Annotated in this window: 27 protein-coding genes; 8 read left to right on the top strand and 19 right to left on the bottom strand. The window is 25.7% G+C overall.

The window, feature by feature from the left end; genetic code table 11:
* Positions 1–138 precede the first annotated feature (138 nt).
* On the top strand, positions 139–708 hold the full coding sequence (locus HF520_RS01005; RefSeq protein WP_168572254.1) for a TetR-like C-terminal domain-containing protein: 570 nt from the start codon (positions 139–141) through the stop codon (positions 706–708).
* A gap of 162 nt (positions 709–870) precedes the next feature.
* Here the strand turns inward: HF520_RS01005 and HF520_RS01000 are convergent, their stop codons facing one another.
* The 3 genes from HF520_RS01000 to HF520_RS00990 form a co-directional block, all read right to left on the bottom strand.
* Positions 871–1,071, bottom strand: a complete 201-nt coding sequence (locus tag HF520_RS01000; RefSeq protein WP_122639205.1) for a cold-shock protein — start codon at positions 1,069–1,071, stop codon at positions 871–873.
* Between the two features lie 228 nt (positions 1,072–1,299).
* Positions 1,300–1,584, bottom strand: a complete 285-nt coding sequence (locus HF520_RS00995) for a hypothetical protein (RefSeq protein ID WP_168572253.1) — start codon at positions 1,582–1,584, stop codon at positions 1,300–1,302.
* A 440-nt stretch (positions 1,585–2,024) separates the two neighbouring features.
* Positions 2,025–2,168: a hypothetical protein gene (locus HF520_RS00990; RefSeq protein ID WP_168572252.1), complete on the bottom strand. Its 144-nt coding sequence runs from the start codon at positions 2,166–2,168 to the stop codon at positions 2,025–2,027.
* 307 nt (positions 2,169–2,475) lie between these two features.
* On the opposite strand from HF520_RS00990, the gene HF520_RS15395 reads away from it, so the two are divergent.
* The 3 genes from HF520_RS15395 to HF520_RS00980 all read left to right on the top strand — a co-directional run bounded on the left by HF520_RS15395 (position 2,476) and on the right by HF520_RS00980 (position 3,956).
* Positions 2,476–2,673 carry a C-GCAxxG-C-C family (seleno)protein gene (locus HF520_RS15395; protein WP_330586287.1) on the top strand — a complete coding sequence of 66 codons (198 nt, stop codon included), beginning with the start codon at positions 2,476–2,478 and terminating at the stop codon, positions 2,671–2,673.
* Positions 2,674–2,713: 40 nt separating this feature from the next.
* The gene (locus HF520_RS15390) at positions 2,714–2,836 is read left to right on the top strand and encodes a hypothetical protein (RefSeq protein ID WP_330586286.1); all 123 of its coding nucleotides are present in this window, start codon (positions 2,714–2,716) and stop codon (positions 2,834–2,836) included.
* Between the two features lie 544 nt (positions 2,837–3,380).
* Positions 3,381–3,956: a hypothetical protein gene (locus tag HF520_RS00980; protein WP_243155169.1), complete on the top strand. Its 576-nt coding sequence runs from the start codon at positions 3,381–3,383 to the stop codon at positions 3,954–3,956.
* A 279-nt stretch (positions 3,957–4,235) separates the two neighbouring features.
* On the opposite strand, the gene HF520_RS00975 is transcribed toward HF520_RS00980, so the two are convergent.
* The 7 genes from HF520_RS00975 to HF520_RS00945 form a co-directional block, all read right to left on the bottom strand.
* Positions 4,236–4,550 (bottom strand): hypothetical protein, encoded by a 315-nt coding sequence (locus HF520_RS00975; RefSeq protein WP_168572251.1) that lies wholly within the window; start codon positions 4,548–4,550, stop codon positions 4,236–4,238.
* Positions 4,551–4,593: 43 nt separating this feature from the next.
* The gene (locus tag HF520_RS00970; protein ID WP_168572250.1) at positions 4,594–4,875 is read right to left on the bottom strand and encodes a hypothetical protein; all 282 of its coding nucleotides are present in this window, start codon (positions 4,873–4,875) and stop codon (positions 4,594–4,596) included.
* A 116-nt stretch (positions 4,876–4,991) separates the two neighbouring features.
* Positions 4,992–5,192 (bottom strand): hypothetical protein, encoded by a 201-nt coding sequence (locus tag HF520_RS00965; protein WP_168572249.1) that lies wholly within the window; start codon positions 5,190–5,192, stop codon positions 4,992–4,994.
* Between the two features lie 13 nt (positions 5,193–5,205).
* Entirely contained in the window at positions 5,206–6,264 is a 1,059-nt protein-coding gene (locus HF520_RS00960; protein WP_168572248.1) for an IS1595 family transposase, read from the bottom strand.
* 106 nt (positions 6,265–6,370) lie between these two features.
* Positions 6,371–6,799 carry a hypothetical protein gene (locus tag HF520_RS00955; RefSeq protein ID WP_168572247.1) on the bottom strand — a complete coding sequence of 143 codons (429 nt, stop codon included), beginning with the start codon at positions 6,797–6,799 and terminating at the stop codon, positions 6,371–6,373.
* On the bottom strand, positions 6,789–7,001 hold the full coding sequence (locus HF520_RS00950; RefSeq protein WP_168572246.1) for a helix-turn-helix transcriptional regulator: 213 nt from the start codon (positions 6,999–7,001) through the stop codon (positions 6,789–6,791). Before HF520_RS00950 ends, HF520_RS00955 begins: the two co-directional genes overlap by 11 nt.
* Before the next feature lie 321 nt (positions 7,002–7,322).
* Positions 7,323–7,523, bottom strand: a complete 201-nt coding sequence (locus tag HF520_RS00945) for a cold-shock protein (RefSeq protein WP_122639205.1) — start codon at positions 7,521–7,523, stop codon at positions 7,323–7,325.
* Positions 7,524–7,814: 291 nt separating this feature from the next.
* On the opposite strand from HF520_RS00945, the gene HF520_RS00940 reads away from it, so the two are divergent.
* Positions 7,815–8,720, top strand: coding sequence for a M28 family metallopeptidase (locus HF520_RS00940; RefSeq protein WP_168572245.1), 906 nt, complete (start codon positions 7,815–7,817; stop codon positions 8,718–8,720).
* Positions 8,721–9,182: 462 nt separating this feature from the next.
* On the opposite strand, the gene HF520_RS00935 is transcribed toward HF520_RS00940, so the two are convergent.
* From HF520_RS00935 to HF520_RS00925, 3 genes are all read right to left on the bottom strand, one after another.
* Positions 9,183–9,587 carry a hypothetical protein gene (locus tag HF520_RS00935; RefSeq protein WP_168572244.1) on the bottom strand — a complete coding sequence of 135 codons (405 nt, stop codon included), beginning with the start codon at positions 9,585–9,587 and terminating at the stop codon, positions 9,183–9,185.
* A gap of 246 nt (positions 9,588–9,833) precedes the next feature.
* Positions 9,834–10,034, bottom strand: a complete 201-nt coding sequence (locus HF520_RS00930) for a cold-shock protein (protein ID WP_168572243.1) — start codon at positions 10,032–10,034, stop codon at positions 9,834–9,836.
* A gap of 189 nt (positions 10,035–10,223) precedes the next feature.
* Positions 10,224–10,562: a TIGR04076 family protein gene (locus HF520_RS00925; RefSeq protein WP_168572242.1), complete on the bottom strand. Its 339-nt coding sequence runs from the start codon at positions 10,560–10,562 to the stop codon at positions 10,224–10,226.
* 134 nt (positions 10,563–10,696) lie between these two features.
* Between HF520_RS00925 and HF520_RS00920 the strand changes: the two genes are divergently transcribed.
* Positions 10,697–11,032 carry a winged helix-turn-helix transcriptional regulator gene (locus tag HF520_RS00920; protein WP_243155168.1) on the top strand — a complete coding sequence of 112 codons (336 nt, stop codon included), beginning with the start codon at positions 10,697–10,699 and terminating at the stop codon, positions 11,030–11,032.
* 253 nt (positions 11,033–11,285) lie between these two features.
* Here the strand turns inward: HF520_RS00920 and HF520_RS00915 are convergent, their stop codons facing one another.
* Positions 11,286–11,765 (bottom strand): hypothetical protein, encoded by a 480-nt coding sequence (locus HF520_RS00915; protein ID WP_168572240.1) that lies wholly within the window; start codon positions 11,763–11,765, stop codon positions 11,286–11,288.
* Between the two features lie 293 nt (positions 11,766–12,058).
* Here HF520_RS00915 and HF520_RS00910 point away from each other — a divergent pair, with 293 nt between their 5' ends.
* Entirely contained in the window at positions 12,059–12,496 is a 438-nt protein-coding gene (locus HF520_RS00910) for a MarR family winged helix-turn-helix transcriptional regulator (RefSeq protein ID WP_243155167.1), read from the top strand.
* Positions 12,497–12,626: 130 nt separating this feature from the next.
* Positions 12,627–14,021 carry an MATE family efflux transporter gene (locus HF520_RS00905; protein ID WP_168572238.1) on the top strand — a complete coding sequence of 465 codons (1,395 nt, stop codon included), beginning with the start codon at positions 12,627–12,629 and terminating at the stop codon, positions 14,019–14,021.
* A 194-nt stretch (positions 14,022–14,215) separates the two neighbouring features.
* On the opposite strand, the gene HF520_RS00900 is transcribed toward HF520_RS00905, so the two are convergent.
* From HF520_RS00900 to HF520_RS00880, 5 genes are all read right to left on the bottom strand, one after another.
* Entirely contained in the window at positions 14,216–14,857 is a 642-nt protein-coding gene (locus HF520_RS00900; RefSeq protein WP_207711019.1) for an HAD family hydrolase, read from the bottom strand.
* A gap of 103 nt (positions 14,858–14,960) precedes the next feature.
* Positions 14,961–15,848, bottom strand: coding sequence for a hypothetical protein (locus tag HF520_RS00895; protein ID WP_168572237.1), 888 nt, complete (start codon positions 15,846–15,848; stop codon positions 14,961–14,963).
* Positions 15,849–16,020: 172 nt separating this feature from the next.
* The gene (locus HF520_RS00890; protein WP_168572236.1) at positions 16,021–16,209 is read right to left on the bottom strand and encodes a hypothetical protein; all 189 of its coding nucleotides are present in this window, start codon (positions 16,207–16,209) and stop codon (positions 16,021–16,023) included.
* A 70-nt stretch (positions 16,210–16,279) separates the two neighbouring features.
* Complete coding sequence (locus HF520_RS00885) at positions 16,280–16,417, bottom strand: hypothetical protein (RefSeq protein WP_168572235.1); 138 nt, start codon at positions 16,415–16,417, stop codon at positions 16,280–16,282.
* 277 nt (positions 16,418–16,694) lie between these two features.
* Positions 16,695–17,507 (bottom strand): alpha/beta fold hydrolase, encoded by an 813-nt coding sequence (locus HF520_RS00880; protein ID WP_168572234.1) that lies wholly within the window; start codon positions 17,505–17,507, stop codon positions 16,695–16,697.
* Between the last annotated feature and the right edge of the window lie 27 nt (positions 17,508–17,534).

Genomic DNA, 17,534 nt, shown 5'->3' with positions numbered 1-17,534 from the left:
ATACTTAAATCACATTATTCATCTACCATCTTTATAAATTTTCTATTTATATGACATAACTAATTTTTATGATACTATTGTATCATAGCGTTTTTTACGATACAATATTCTCATAAATATAATACAAAAGGAGCAATTATGTATCATATAAAACAAGATTTAAGGGCTATAAAGTCTGCCGAACTACTTTATGAAGGCTTAATAGAGTGTATGAAAGAAAAAAACTTCGAAAAAATATCTATATCTGATATTTCCTCAAAATCTTCTGTTGGAAGAGCTACTTTCTACCGAAATTTTGATACTATTGTTGATATTCTATACTGGAAGTGCAATCAACAGTTTAAAGAAGTTCTTACAAAATATGTAAATGATAATTCAAAATTGGATGATAATAAAGGATTAATTAAATATGTATTTCAATATTGGATGGAACACATTGATATATTAGAAACTTTGTTAAAAATCGGAAGAATCGATATTATATTTAATAGCTTTATGGAAAATTCATATATTTTAATGGATTATCTGAATAAAAATTTAGAAATAAAGGAATTTAACTACGATTATTTCATTTCATTTCGAGTTGGTATTTTTATTGGAGTTATCAGTACTTGGATAGAGAAAGGAAAAAAAGAATCGTCAGAGGACATTGCCAATATAATTGAACAGCAGATACAACTTGTAAAAGGGCAGCATATTATTTTTTAGATATATTTTGAATACTTACTTATGTTCACAATATATAACAGTTGCTAACTTTGGTTGTATCAATATAAGCGCTAATTTCTTAATGAAATATTTAATTTTTTATTTCTATTTTTAAACATAAAAAAAGACACGCAATGTGTCTTTTTTACGAACATATATATATTATAATATAGTTACGTTTTCTGCTTGAGGACCTCTAGCACCTTTAACTATATTAAAGTTTACTTGTTGACCTTCTTCTAATGATTTAAACCCATCAGTTTGTATTGCTGAAAAATGTACGAATACATCATCTCCACCTTCTACTGATATGAAACCAAATCCTTTTTCATTGTTAAACCATTTTACTATTCCATTATTCATTAAAAAATTTCTCCTGTGAACCTATTTCTAGGTCTCTTTAAATTATTTGTGTATCGCTATAAATATTATTATAACACAGATAAAAAATAATAGATAGTGTTTTTACATTTTTTTATTTTTATTTATTTTTGTTCGGTAAAATCAATAGGATAAAGTTTATAACAACACTCCTTACAATTTTTCATAAAATCCCCCGTTGCTTTCACTTCGCAATATATTAATATTTATCTATTCTTTACTTCTTAAAAATGTTGGTTTTAGAAGTAATTGACCTACTATTATACAAGTACAAGTAGCTATTCCCCATGGTGCTGTTTTAGAAAAATTTCCTGGTAAACTTATAAATATAGGTTCCATTAATAAAATCACTCCAAGTAATACCATACTAAAACCTATATAAGAAATTAATCCATATCCTTTGCTGTACTTTCCATCTTTATAATTTTTTACAAGAAAATAAATTCCTGAAACTAATATTAAAATGCCAGCAATAACTAAAATCCATAATATCATTACTAAATCCCTCCCTATGTAGAACTATATTTCCACCATTCAAAATAAAAACATTTCCTATCATACTATAACATAATTAACAATTCTGAAATATACACTAAAAATAACCACACCTTAGTATTTTCAATTTTTGAGTTCTAAAATATGATTGTTTCTTTAATTTGATATAAATTGTTCTTAATATATTAATATTGTAAATGGCTATGTTAAACTATTTGGTTGTTTTTATTAAAATATTCTTAGATAAATTGTAGTTGCACTATGGTTTTATTTAAAATAATATTAAATATTTTAATATATTATAATAATTACAGTATTTGTGCTTACCAACCATTTTGTATAGCATAGCCTTATATTATAATAAAAATATTGAGTTTATTAGAATGCTATATAGTATTATATGTATCTTATTCCCTATCAAATCTATATCCATTTATAGTTTATCCATATACTCTATAATTTAACTCCTTACCTCTAAGCTCCACAACTCTATCTTTAGTCATCTCCATTAACCTACTACCCAAAGCTTCATCAATATCAAGTAGTCTCCCTACACTACACTCACTACTACTAATAATAGGCAAATTATTAAAATACCTATGATTAATAAGCTCATTAACAATAGCGATACTTGTTGAAAAATCAAAATTATCTAATCTCTTATTCCTAAACTATTTATTTATACCATTTTTATTAAGTATATTCTGATTTTGCCAATCCATTTATAGCTTTTTCATAGCATGTATTTAATACATCCATCATCATAGATTCATTTAAAACTTCATTGCTCATAATATTGTTAATCCCCTTTATTTTGTTATATAATAATATTATTTCTTTAATTACATTACATTTAAAATAATAAAAAATATTAATCAAGGAGATAAAAAAATGACAAAACCATCAGTTTACCATAGTCAAGGATATAATTGTGCAGAAGCATTAATAAAATCATACAATGAAGAACACAATACAGATATACCAATAGCACTTGGAAGTGGAATGGGTACAGGTATGACTGTAGGAAGTTTATGTGGTGCTGTAAATGCTGCAGCTATGATAGTAGGATATATAAGGAAGAGAAAGTAACGATAATACAAATGAAGCTAGAGGATATGCTAGAGAATTAATGAGTAAAGTAAGAGAAAAATATAATTCTGAAATTTGTGCAGTACTTAAGAAAAATAAAGTAAGTTGTGCAGAAATAATTGATTTTTCATATGAAGCTTTAAATGAGGTACTAGACAAATAATAATATAAATATTAATATAAATATTAAGTTTCTTTATACGGGGGTTATAGAATAAAATGAAAAAATATAAAATATTAAGTTTATTAATAAATATAACATTATTAGTTAATCTGTTAATGACATCTAATAATAAAATAATATTAAATATATTTTTATATTTAATATTATTTTACAACATTTTCAATAAACAATCTAAATATATATACAGATTGTTTATTGAAAATAAAAAATTTTTAATATTATTAGGGTATATAATCTATTTTATTAGTATGTTATATCTTATAAACTTATCTTAAAATGAAAAAAGAGAATAGTTTAATATCAATTGTAATAGTAATTATTATATTTAATATATTTATAGGAAGTATAGTTCTTAATAAAATTACAAATATTTAAAAAAATATAAAAACTATAAATCATGTGATTCAAAGCAAGTAAAAAGGGCGTCAATATTGGAGCGCTTTTGTTGTTTATAAAGAAAAAGTTAAATAAATACAAAATATGATATAATAGTAATATTATCTACAAGTAAGGGGGTGAGATAATGAGGAATACATTGATGAATGTAGATAATATTGATGAGAGTATTGAGTATATAGATACAATTCATGGAGAGAGTAAAGGGTGGATAACGAAAGCTGAAATAAGTAAGCAAAGAGAGTTTAGTCAATGGCATTATTATGTTGAAGATTTGCTAAAACAAGACTTTGATAAAGAAGATGTATATATATCAATGAGTACATTTTATAAGCCTATGAGAAGGATAGAGAACATAAAAGAGCTGACTTGTAACTTTATAGATTTAGATACATATAATACTAAATTTACAAAAACTCAAATACTTATGAATAAGGACAAGCAATATAAATACAAAAATGAAACTCTTATAGAGCTTTTAGAAATATCAGATTATGAGCAAACTCATATGAAGATTATAATTGGTAAAGAAGAATATAAAAGGCGTGATAGAGAATATCAAAAAAATAAGTATTTAGAAAAATTAAAGTCAGAAGGTAAAATTTCTGAAAAAGAAAAAATTTCACGAAGAAGGCAAAAAATAAAAGCCCTTTTAGCGGAAGGACTTTTACAGAAAGATATTTGTAATAAGTGGCTATGTTAAACTATTTAGTTGTTAAATATAAACTATAAAAATGACTGGCGATATGTACCAGTCATTTTTATAGTTAGTTCGTATTATATTAATATTCAAAATTAATCTCTTTGCATCTTTTTATAAAATAAATCCCCAATTTCCATTAACACAAACCATATTATTAACTCTATATTAAATGATAACCCTAATATTTCACCTATTATGCTTGTCCCAATATAATATATCAAAATTCTATTTATATAATTTATAATATATTAAAACTCTGCATAATAAAATATGAATATTTTACAAATTCCCTTTAGGTTTTGGATAATATTTTTCAAAAATAGGTTTTAAGCATAATATTACCACAATACCTATAGCCATAGAAAATATTGTGTTAGTATAATCCTCTGCAAAACGAAAACAGCCCATCATAATAGCCATTAAAATGCGATTAGATTTTAAATATTTATTATACATTGTTTTATATGACTCACTATATGTACTATTCTGGGTTGATTTTTTAATATATTTCTTTATTTCTACTCTATGAAAAACACTATAAAAAACGTAAAAAAGAAAACTATAATATATAGCATTTATTAAATTATGAATCAATGTAAGTCCCCCTTATTTTACTAAATGTTTATTTTGTATTATATTAAGATTGTAAAATATTATATAAATATTTTGAAGAAAATAACAATATTAAAATCCATAATATTATAGAACCTACTATAATATTAATTTTACGTTCTTTTGAACTAATTTTATTATGTGTTTTCAGAATATTTATTAAATCATATTGTGATATACAGCCTATTGTAATATATAGTATAGATATAATAATATTCATAACAATATTATTCTTATCATATAGCAGTGTTATTAATACTACACATATAATTAAAAACATAATTAATTGTTTTGCCCTTTTACTCAATATCTCTCCCCCTATCATTTAGTTATATACCAAATAATTTCACATTATATAACAATTACGACATTTACTATATTATAGTACTAATTAAATAATCCATTTGTGTCAGATTTTATTTATTAACCTTTTAGATTTTTTCCACACATAGGACAATGATTTATTTTAAACTTTGCGTCTTCTCCATTCAAGCATACTTCTAAAATATCTCCATCTATTTCAAACCAATATCTTGTGTACGTATATTCTTCATTGCTAGGTTCAAAACTTTTTACAAAATTTAAATTATCGCTACAATATATACAATTAGTTTCTTTTTTCATATCAAATCACCTCCTATATTAGTTCAATGTATCTATTTTTTATAGTATTTATAGTTGAGTAGTTTTCAGTTGTAACTAAGTTTATAAATAATTCTTTTATCTTTGAAATATCTTTCTCTTTCTTAGTTATTTCACACCATCTAAACCATGTAAGGTAATTCTGCAAATACTTTGTTGCAACGCCATTAAAATCCCTAATCCACCCTTTCAATCTACTATGATAACTATTTGCATGTTGAATATGATATATTCCATCTTTGTATTTACCACTTTCTATTCTTTTAAGAGTTACATTAAAGACAGTTGGTATCTTCATATAAGAATAATGACTATCTACACAAAGAGTAGAGCCTTCTCCTATCTTATTATTAAAGAAATCCTTTAATTGAGAAAACTTAACTCTACCAGTACATAATTTTTCAGATATTACATTTCCTTTTCTATCTATACAAATACCTACGCATACTTTTTCATTAGAGATACCTCTTAGTTTATCTCCACTACTTTTACCTTGCTTTTGACCACCTCTCTTATGAGGTTTTCTAGGTAAAACAAAATTAGTTCCTTTGCTATGATGACCCTTATATGACACTCTAAAGTATGTCTCGTCACTTTCTACAATACCACTAACAAATCCTTTTCCAAGTATAATATTTAAGCAGTCTAAAATTCTATGACGCATGAAAAATGATGTTTTAATACTTACAGCTAATTCACTAGCACACTGTCTTATTGTTGCTTTATTTACTAATAAAGTTATATATTTAAACCATTTATCAAGAGGTAATTTTGTACAAGAAATAATGGATGATGTTCTTTCATCAAATACCTTACCACATTTTTTACACTTAAATCTCTGTCTATCATATCTTTTTCCATATTTGATAATATGTTTTTCATAACATCTAGGACAAATCTCGCCTTTAAAATACTTTGCTTCTTTAATTTCTTCGTTGAAATCAGATGAATATGTAGGAGAAATCAAAAGAGAACTTAGTATATTAAATAATTCTTCTAATTCATTTAAATTTAAAGTTTTTATATGTTTTTCTAAGTTCTTATGCAAAGCCATATCCATTCCTCCTAAGTATATATTAGTATACTTATATTATAACCTATATTAAGAAAGAAATACATTAACAACCATTTTGTTTAACATAGCCTTGTAAATTAATATATTAAAACTCCTTATTATATTTATTCATTAGTAGTACACCTAAAATGTATTTTATACAAAATATACCTACCATAAAAAATATTAACCAGTTTGGATATCCCATTATAACGCAAATATAAGCAAGTATTATGACAAACCAATTTGATATATCACCAGCTTTAGCATTAGCTTTATTTCTTATAAATTCATTTCTTTCGTCTTTATATTCAATCTCTATTTGCTTAAATTTACCCGGAACATTTTCAATACTTTTAATTTTATGTAAAGCTCCTAAGCCCGATCCTATTAATCCGCATCCTAGTGCAAAAGTTAAACTTAATGTTCTTGATATAATCTCTTCTGGCTTTATTATAAAATCTAGTGATAATCCAACTACTGCTAAAATAATTCCAATTAATATACGAATAATTGCACTTTTTTTATTTGGCATTTTCATCATCCCCCTCATATATAAATATCTCTTCAATTGACATATTAAAATACCTTGCAATTTTAAAAGCAAGTATAATCGAAGGATTGTACCTTCCTTTTTCTAAAGAACTAATCGTTTGTCTAGAGACTTCTAATACACTCGCTAGTTCTTCTTGTGTAATTTGATTTTCTTTTCTAATTTCTTCTAACCTATTATTCATACTACAGTGTACTCCTTATTAATACGATGTAAAGTATACTTTCCATAGTTTAATAGTAGCAGATTGAAAACAGATGTCAAGTTAGCTTTACATCTATTTACTTAAAATTTAAATCAAATTGTATACTTTGAATAAATTTTCTAAATCGACATCTTGTCCAATTAGGATTTTCTAGTTCTGATTTTTATATATTTAATGTGGAGTTATTATATATTCTAAAGGATTGATTACTAAGATTGATTACTTTAAAGTTATGACACCTTTGTGAATTTAAACATAAAAAAAGACACGCAATGTGTCTTTTTTACGAACATATATATATTATAATATAGTTACGTTTTCTGCTTGAGGACCTCTAGCACCTTTAACTATATTAAAGTTTACTTGTTGACCTTCTTCTAATGATTTAAACCCATCAGTTTGTATTGCTGAAAAATGTACGAATACATCATCTCCACCTTCTACTGATATGAAACCAAATCCTTTTTCATTGTTAAACCATTTTACTATTCCATTATTCATTAAAAAATTTCTCCTGTGAACCTATCTCTAGGTCTCTTTTAAATTATTTGTGTATCGCTATAAATATTATTATAGCATAGATAAAAAATAATAGATAGTGTTTTTTATATTTTTTTATTTTTATTTATTTTTGTTCAGTTCATATTGAATAATTTATTTTGACAGGATTGTAATATACTTATGTTTTTGAATACTTACTAGAGTATATATACTGTAAAATTTCAATATTGTATTTTTTATATTTAAATATGGGAAATATATATTAATCAAGTATATAGGAGGAATCATATCATGAATATTAAATTTAAGACATACATATTAATATTTTTATGTTTAATTGTAACTTATTTATACAAAAATAAAAAATATGATATCGGTGAAAATGGTATGGTATCAGCTTTATCAAATGCTCAAAGTTATGAATATAATATCGATATTCAAGAATTTACTGCATACAAGCAGATTAAACCTAAAAAGATTAACACTGAGATAAATAGTTATCTAACATTAGAGGATGACAAATCAAAACCAGGATATAATACTAAAAATATAATTGCAAAGAATAAAAATTTTGATGATAGTAAAAAAACTATATATTTAACAGCTCACTATGATTCTGAAGTAAAAACATCTGGTGTTATCGATAATAGTACAGGTGTGTCTGTGGTACTTGAAATAGCAAGGATATTACAATCATATAAGGGAGATATTAATATAGTTCCTATATTTTTTGGTGCTGAAGAGTTGGGATTAGTAGGCTCAAGATACTTTGTTAATCATTTAGATAAGAGAGAAATAAGCAATACAATTGGTTGCATTAATATAGATATGGTTGGTATAAAAGACTCTGAAGGTATTATAATGTGGTCATATGATCTAAAAAATAAAAATAGTATAGAAAATTTCGAAGTAAACGATAATGTGCTAACAAAAATGATCAATAATAAAATATCGGATCAAATTGAAAACATACTTGGCTTTGGAACTGATGCAATATCATTTTACGGAGAAAAAATTCCTGCAGTAACATTAACCAGCAAATTATCTAATCGTGAAATTTCATATAAAACTAAAGATGAACAACTAAAATCTATTAATTTTGATGAATTAAATAATTTATGTGAGAATTTATCTAAATTTTTAAATGAATTTAATTTAAAAGAATATAAAACATATTTACAATCAACCTATAATTAAGGTGTCAAATATATAAATTAAGGCTAGAATAGAATAAATTCTATCCTAGCCTATTTCAAATAAGCATATCATTATATCTAAAAATTATCTAAATAACCCATAACGACCCATCCGCTTTTACCGTTATGCTGAATCCAACTCCAAAAGTAACTGTTAACAAATCTTACTTACCCTGTATTATATACTACAGTGTCTTTGTTCAAAATGCTTATACCTCTCTATATACTCTTTAAAAGCCATAGAGATCAATTTCATTTCTAATATCTCTAATTTTTCCCTATTTAAGCATTGAATTAGTAAAATCTATTTTTTCAATAATTATTACATCATTGCATACTGATTGCATATTCTAAATAAAAACTATCCTTTTCTCAACCTATAAATATATCTTTAAATTCTTCAACATCTTCATAAGTTTTAACTTACTATAGATTGTTAGTAGTACATACAGTTTCTAATTTCTCAGTCAGATAATATTATTTCAGAAAATGAGGCTTCTTTTCCATTTTCAACTAACTTAATAAGATCATAGTATATATCATACTGATTTGATATTTTATATAAATTACTATCATTTGATTTTTCTGTTTCTATATTAATTTCAAGATCTGTTCCATCAATATTGCAATATGTATTTTCATTTTTTATATCTATCTTACTAAAAAGTATATATTTTTCTGAATTGTATTCAACTAAATATATACCTTTTGATAAAGGAACTTCTTCCATGCTATTTAAAAACTCTGTATTTTTTATTTCAGAGATATTCACCTTTTGTAATAATATCTCTTCACTTTTATGTGTAGATTTACAACCACTTACAAATACCATTAATAAAATAAGTAAAATTAAAAATTTTCTTTTCATAGTTATCCCCCTTTTAAATATTATTAGTTATCTTTATCCCCTCTATAATAATCCCTACTTATATATTATAAGTAAGATTCTTATTTCGCATTATATAACAATTATTAATTTTGATAAAACAAATAAAAAAGCACTCCATCTGATCAAGCTAAGCGCTAATTTCTTAATGCAGTATTTAACTTTTTATTTCTATTTTTAAACATAAAAAAAGACACGCAATGTGTCTTTTTTACGAACATATATATATTATAATATAGTTACGTTTTCTGCTTGAGGACCTCTAGCACCTTTAACTATATTAAAGTTTACTCTTTGACCTTCTTCTAATGATTTAAACCCATCAGTTTGTATTGCTGAAAAATGTACGAATACATCATCTCCACCTTCTACTGATATGAAACCAAATCCTTTTTCATTGTTAAACCATTTTACTATTCCATTATTCATTAAAAATTTCTCCTGTGAACCTATCTCTAGGTCTCTTTAAATTATTTGTGTATCGCTACAAATATTATTATAGCATAGATTAAAAATAATAGATAGTGTTTTTTACATTTTTTTATTTTTATTTATTTTTGTTCAGTTTTATATTGAGTAATTTTTCTTAATAGTATTGTAACCAACAAATTATCTTTATTACCTAACTGGAACATAATTTATTTCTGATTCTTCATCAGTTCTCTCTATTTTAAAGATAACAGGTCTTATTCCATCATTACAAGAGCAAATTGCAACTCCTTCTTTATCTATCCAATCTCCATAATAAAATATATCAGCTCCATGAGATAGTGCAAATACATATTGATATATTGCTTTCCATGCTTCATCGCATAGACCATCTGGCTTTGCATAATCTGCATAAAATACATCCCCCACTTTGTGCATTGGACATTTAGAAAGATTTTTACATCCATACTCCTTAGCTAAATCTTCATGGAATGTTGTTTTAAGTACTTCTATTCTACATTTTTTCATAATAATTCCTCCTTAAATCAAATACTAATTTGATTTAATTATATTTAATGCTTTATACTTATGTAAGTATGCACTTTTAGGTAAAGTACTCACCTAAAAGTTAGTATAAATTTTTTTGGGGTGATAAAATGAGTATGGAAAAATTTAAAGATAAAGATTTAAAAGATATAACTGCTACTCCATTTGGATATACATTATCTATAATTGGAGGAAAGTGGAAAATGATTATAATGTTTTGGTTAGTAGAATATAAAACATTAAGATATGGTGAACTGAAAAGATGTATTGGTTCTATAAGTGATAAAGTACTTAATAATCAATTAAAAGAGTTAGAAAGGGATGGCGTAATAATAAGAAATGAATTCCCTGAGATACCACCAAGAGTTGAGTACTCTCTTTCTAAGCGAGGCTTATCACTTATGCCTATTCTAGAAGAGATGTGCAAATGGGGTGAAAATAATAATATATAATAATTTCACCATTCATAGATTCAAGTAAAATCACATAAATTCTTACAATTACTTATTTTTGTATTATAAAATAAAAAACACTTCTCTATTGGTATTTATCAAGAGTAAATAAAAAAACGTAAAAAACTAAATCTATATATACTATATATATAGAGATTATGTAGTATTAATAAAGTCCAGTAAATAATTTACTGGACTTTAATTCGTAGTATATTAAAATTGTAAGTAAAGTTATATCTATAATAGTTTAATTTTATCGATACATTCTATCTTTTACTTTTTGATAATCTTCATCTGAATTATATGGATAAATAAACTCTTCAGAATCTGATATTATATAAAGTTTGCTTTTATCGTGTGTTATATAAAATGTAAGGTATTTATCGTTTATAATATCCTCTGGGTTAGATGATAGTAAAGACTCATATATTCCATTATCAGTATAATTACCATCTAAATCTGGAAACTCATATAAATCTACAGGTGATAGAGAATAGTTCTTGTCACCTATAGTAATATTTCCATGTAATTCCTCACTAAATTTAAGCCCCTGCCAAATAAATCTACCTTTATATACTTTACCATCTAGTTTAATATCAATTTTACTCACTTTATTTCCATTTTCATAAACTTGTACATCTTTATAATAATGCTTAAAAGATTTAGGACTCATAAATAAAATTATTCCAGCTACTACTATTACTAATAAAATTAATTTATATGATTTTTTCATTTTTATCTCCCTATAAAATATTTAGCTCATACTTTATTAAAATTGTGACTAATCTTAATTAATCTTACCTATTTTGAAACAATAATAACCCCCTCTATATTACATAATTAAATAATACAATAGTATCCATTATATAACAATTGCGAACTTTGATTATATCAATATAAATCTCACCATTCATAGATTCAAGTAAAAAATATATGACTCACTTAACTATTTTAGTTGACATATATTTATACTATAACTATAATTAGTTTTGCACAAAACATTTTTTTCGCATGAGGAGGTTTATAGTGGATAAGGCTAAACTTAAGCTAGGTCTAAGTATTGAAAAAATCGATCATATCATCTCCAGAAAAATTGACTCGGCTGTTATCAAGGCAATTGGTAATAACTTAAGTGTATCACAAGCTTACGTTATAGATTTTATTGCTATGGAAGGAAAATCTAGAGAAATTTTTCAAAAAGATATAGAAAAGGAATTCGATTTAAAGCGTTCATCTGTTAGTCTCATGTTAAACAATATGGAAAAAAACGACTTAATCAAAAGAGTTTCAGTTTCAGAAGATGCTCGTTTAAAACAAATTATATTAACTGATAAATCAATTAAAATTCATGAGAAGATCTCTACTGCTATTTACTCTGTAGAAAATACACTAGTAGAAGATCTAACGCCAGAAGAAATCAAAATATTTCTAGGTGTTATTGATAAAATGAGAAATAGCTTATAGGTGTTTTAAGTAAGATTTAGTAGTGCATAATTTTTTAAATAGTGCAATTCATAGTTTTATTTTTATAAATCACATAATTATATTTAAATAGTTTTGTACCAAACATAATTTTAAAATAGGAGGATGAAATATGTCAAAAGCATTAAACTTTACAGAGGGAAAAGTTTTCTCTCCATTAATCAAATTTATCGTACCAATATTACTTGCATTATTTTTACAATCTATGTATGGTGCAGTGGATTTACTTGTAGTAGGTCAGTTTGGTAATGCGGCTGATGTGTCTGCAGTATCTACTGGAAGCCAGGTTATGACAACTATAACGGTTGTTATAACAGGACTTACAATGGGTGTTACAATATTAATTGGTCAAAAGCTTGGTGAAGGGCAACCAAAGGAAGCGGGATATGCTGTGGGAAGTGGACTTTGTATATTCGCTATTTTAGCTATAATAATTACTGTATTTGGTATAAGTCTTGCAGGTCCTATTTCAAAATTCATGCATGCTCCAGCAGAAGCCTTTGATAAAACAGTAGACTATGTGAGAATATGCTCTGGTGGAGCTATTTTTATAGTTGGTTATAATATAATTGGTGGAATTTTTAGAGGACTTGGTGATTCAAAAACTCCACTTATTACAGTTACTATAGCTTGTATATCAAATATTATAGGAGATTTAATATTTGTTGCTGTATTTAATATGGGAGTTGCAGGTGTTGCCTATGCTACTGTAATTGCTCAGGCTATCAGCGTTGTTTTATCTTTATTTATAATAAAAAGACGTGGACTTCCATTTGAATTTTCTCCAAAAACTAGTATAAAGTTCCATAAAGGAATTACTTCAAAAATATTAAAATACGGAACACCTATTGCACTACAAGATGGTCTAGTTCATCTATCATTCTTAGTAATCATGATAATAGGAAACTCTATGGGTGTTGTTGCATCAGCAGGTATCGGTGTTGCAGAAAAGCTGGTTGGATTTATTATGCTTATACCTATGGCATTTTCACAAGGTTCATCAGCATTCGTTGCTCAAAACTATGGCGCTAAAAAATATGAAAGAGCTAAGAAAGTTCTTCTATATTCTATTTCATCATCATTATTCTGTGGTGCTATAATGTTTTATATTACTTTCTTCCATGGATATATATTGGCTGGAATATTCTCAACAGACACAGAAGTAATCTTAGCATCTTGGGACTATCTGAAAGCTTATGCTATTGACTGTTTATTTACAGCTATTATGTTCTCTATGGTTGGTTTCTTCAATGGTTGTGGAAAGACGACTTTTGTTATGATTCAAGGTATAGTAGGAGCATTTTTAGTAAGAATACCTGTATCTTATATGATGAGTAAAATAGTTCCTGTTTCATTATTTAATGTAGGTCTTGCTACTCCAATATCTACATTTGTGCAGGTTATACTTTGTGGTATTTACTTTATATTCATTTCTAAGCAGCTATCTAATACAAAGGTTGAAGATGTTGTAATTGATAATATAGCTTGTATAGATAGCGTTAAATAATATTAATATGATTTAGTCTATATAATAGGCAACTTTAAAATAAGGCTTTGTATGAAAATAATTTTGAGAAATATAATATTATTAAAGAGGGTTATTATAACCCTCTTTAATAATATTTTTTGGTAGACTATATATTAATATAGTTCATTAAATCTACTCAATAAATTAAAATTTATCCACTTCTTACTATATTTCTATAAATAATAAACAACTTCTTCCAATGAATGTAATACTGCTTTTGTCATATCCAAATAGTTCTGATTTGGCACTTTCATATCAGGAATACATATTACAGGAATACCTGCTGAATATGCTGATTGTATTCCTGCTTCACTATCTTCTAGAACTAAGCATTCTTCTGGATTTTCTGAGAGTTTGTCACATGCTTTTAGAAAAATATCTGGACTCGGCTTTCCTTTTTCAACTTCATGACCAAATACAAACTCATCAAAGTATTCAATGATATTGTGTTGCTTTAATATAGTTAATGCTCTATCTTCTGTACTTGAAGAAGCAATTGCAATTTTAAAACATTTATCTTTTAAATATGCTAATAATTCTTTAGCTCCAGTTTTTAGAGCAACACCTTTGGCAAGGAATTTACTTTCAATTTCAAACACATTGTTTAATCCCATCTCAATAGTCCATGGTAAATTATATGTATCTATTAAATTTGTAACATTCTTTACTTCTGTTTTTCCACTAAAATTTTGGGCATATTCTTCAATAGAAAAATCATGTCCAAATTTGTGTAATATTTCTTTATAGATTTTATATGATATTATTTCACTATCGATTAATAAACCATCTAAATCAAATATTACTGCTTTTATCATATACTTATGTACCCCCCAAATTCCTATTTATCTATATCTTATCAAATGTATTGCTATCTTAAATTATATAACAATTATGAATATATAAATTACTCCTTTTAATTTACTCTGAGTAATTATACATTCTTTCATAAGCTAGTGCTAAAGTTATCATTATCTTAGGGTACGATGCCATAATTATTAGTGTAATAATACCTAGTAATATTAATATAATAGTATAATTTACTACACTTACTACATAATAAAAAATCATAACTCCAAATAATAACAATAAGCCTTGTGGAATAAATCCAAGCATTAACTTAAATGATTTAATTCTATTTTTTTTCATTACAGACATATAAATTTTTAATATATCTTTCCTATTAAAATTATTTTGAGTATCTAATGCAATAAACGGCAGTACAAATGTTTCTGAAAAGATAATAACATTTATACTAAATATAAAAATTACAAGAAAAATAATAGATATCAATATAAAGTAAAATTGTCCTTTTAAGAAATGACCTTCACTATAACTTGATATACTGGAAACTAAATTAATTGCTCCAAATAAAAATATTATGGAAATTAAAATTACCACTATATTTAAAACTATGTACCATAAAGCTTGAATTGAAAAACTTATCAATTTAGAAATAAAGTATTTATCTATTGATTTAAGTCTAGATTTTATTGATTCTTTATTAAATGGTTCATTTCTTATCAAATCTAATGATAAAGGGCATAGTATAAAATCAGAAAATAAAGTAACAATCGTTAGACTTATTCCTATACTTATCATATCTAACACTTGATTGTATCCTACAAATCCCCCTCCATTTAATTTAGCAAATTTCATTATAGTATCCACAGTATTCTTAATGATTGGATTCAATATGATAAATAATATAGCCATTAAAATTGTCATTACAAAAAATATTTTATTTACTATATTTTTATTATCTTTGATTACTTCTTTTGCTCTTAAACGTAATGCTTTATTTCTCATGTAAAACTTCTCCCTCTTTATAAGTAAAATTGCAACTATTCTCATATTCATTATTCATAGATTAGACTAAGACTTAATTATCGTAATATCTAATATTGATTGGTAATTTTTATCTAATATACTCAATAAATCGGCATTTGTCATACTATCATTTTTATATTTTTTGATACCACTATTTTATCTCCCTAGATATAAGTGCCACGGTTCTAGATACAAATGTAGATGACATAATCAAAATAAATATTGATAGACCTCGAATAACTGGATCATCTACATAATAGCAAACTACATCAATACCCAAGATCATTGAAATTACACTTAAAATTAAAGCTAAAATACTAACTATTTTTAAATTATTCATACTTATTTCTCCCCCAAAACACCTTATATATATTATATTTTAAGTATCCTTATTTCTCACTTTATAACTATTATGAATTTTTATTAATATAGATTTTAAAAGATTTCATTGCCAAATATATCGTATAGACAGTCATGATTTTTATGAATCCATTAAATATTATAATTGAAATCTCCCAAATATCTGAAATAGTATTATATAATTCCATAAATATCCCCCTCTTAAAAAAATTCAACTATTTTCATATTACACTAATATACAATATATGGCAATTTTGAACTTCTATTATATCAACATGTATTTCATCATTCATAGATTCAACTAAAAATTTAACTATATTAAAATCTAATCTTGATTAAAAATTAAAAGCAAAGAAAAAAGCGCCCCTCCGACCAAGATAAGCGCTAAATTATTAATATAATCTTTAAATTTATTTATTCACAATTTATTAATATTACTAACAATTTATATCAAATTAGATAACTTTATTCTTCAATAAACTTTACCAATTCTTCATTAAATCTATCTTGCTCATCATAGAATGATGCGTGTCCACTGAATTCAAATGGGACAAGTTTGGAATTTGTAATACTTTGATTTTGTATTTGGCCTAGTGGGAATGGAACAACTTTATCATGAATTCCGTGTATAATCAATGTCGGAACATTTATTTCTCTCAAATCATAAAATAATACTTCATTTATCCAAGTATTTGCAATTGCTATAGTTGACCAACTTGCTGCTTGTAAACCTAATCCTAAAAACCAATCAGAGAATGGCCTAGTTATATGCTGAAAGAAAAAAATATCACCAAAATCACTTAGCATTTTAGGACGATCCGTGTATGCATCCTCAATAATTTTAGTTACTACTTCTTCATCCACACCATATGGAAAATTAGTACGTTTGATAAGACTCGGAGCTGCTGCTGCAAAAAGAGCAAGTTTAGATACACCATATCCATTATGTCGAGACATATATCGAACAGCTATTGCTCCTCCAGTTGAATGTCCTGCAAGTATAAAATCATGTAATTTTAAACAATTAATCACACATCTAACATCATCTGACAATCTATCATAATCATAACCTTCATAAGGCTTATCTGATTTACCAAACCCTCTTTGGTCTATACCGATGCATCTGTAGCCTAGTCTTGGAAGATAATTAAACTGATACTCAAACAACTTATGACTCCCAGGCCATCCATGTAAAAACACTATTGTCTTCTCACCATCTGGGTTAAGGTCCTCTACGTAAACTTTTACATTCGGTTCTACCTTAACATAATAACCCATGCACATACCTCCACATATAAATACTTT

This window comes from Romboutsia sp. CE17 (assembly GCF_012317385.1).
GTDB lineage: Bacteria > Bacillota > Clostridia > Peptostreptococcales > Peptostreptococcaceae > Romboutsia_E.
Note: the sequence above shows the minus strand (reverse complement) of the source record. Positions and strands in the feature narration are given on the sequence as shown.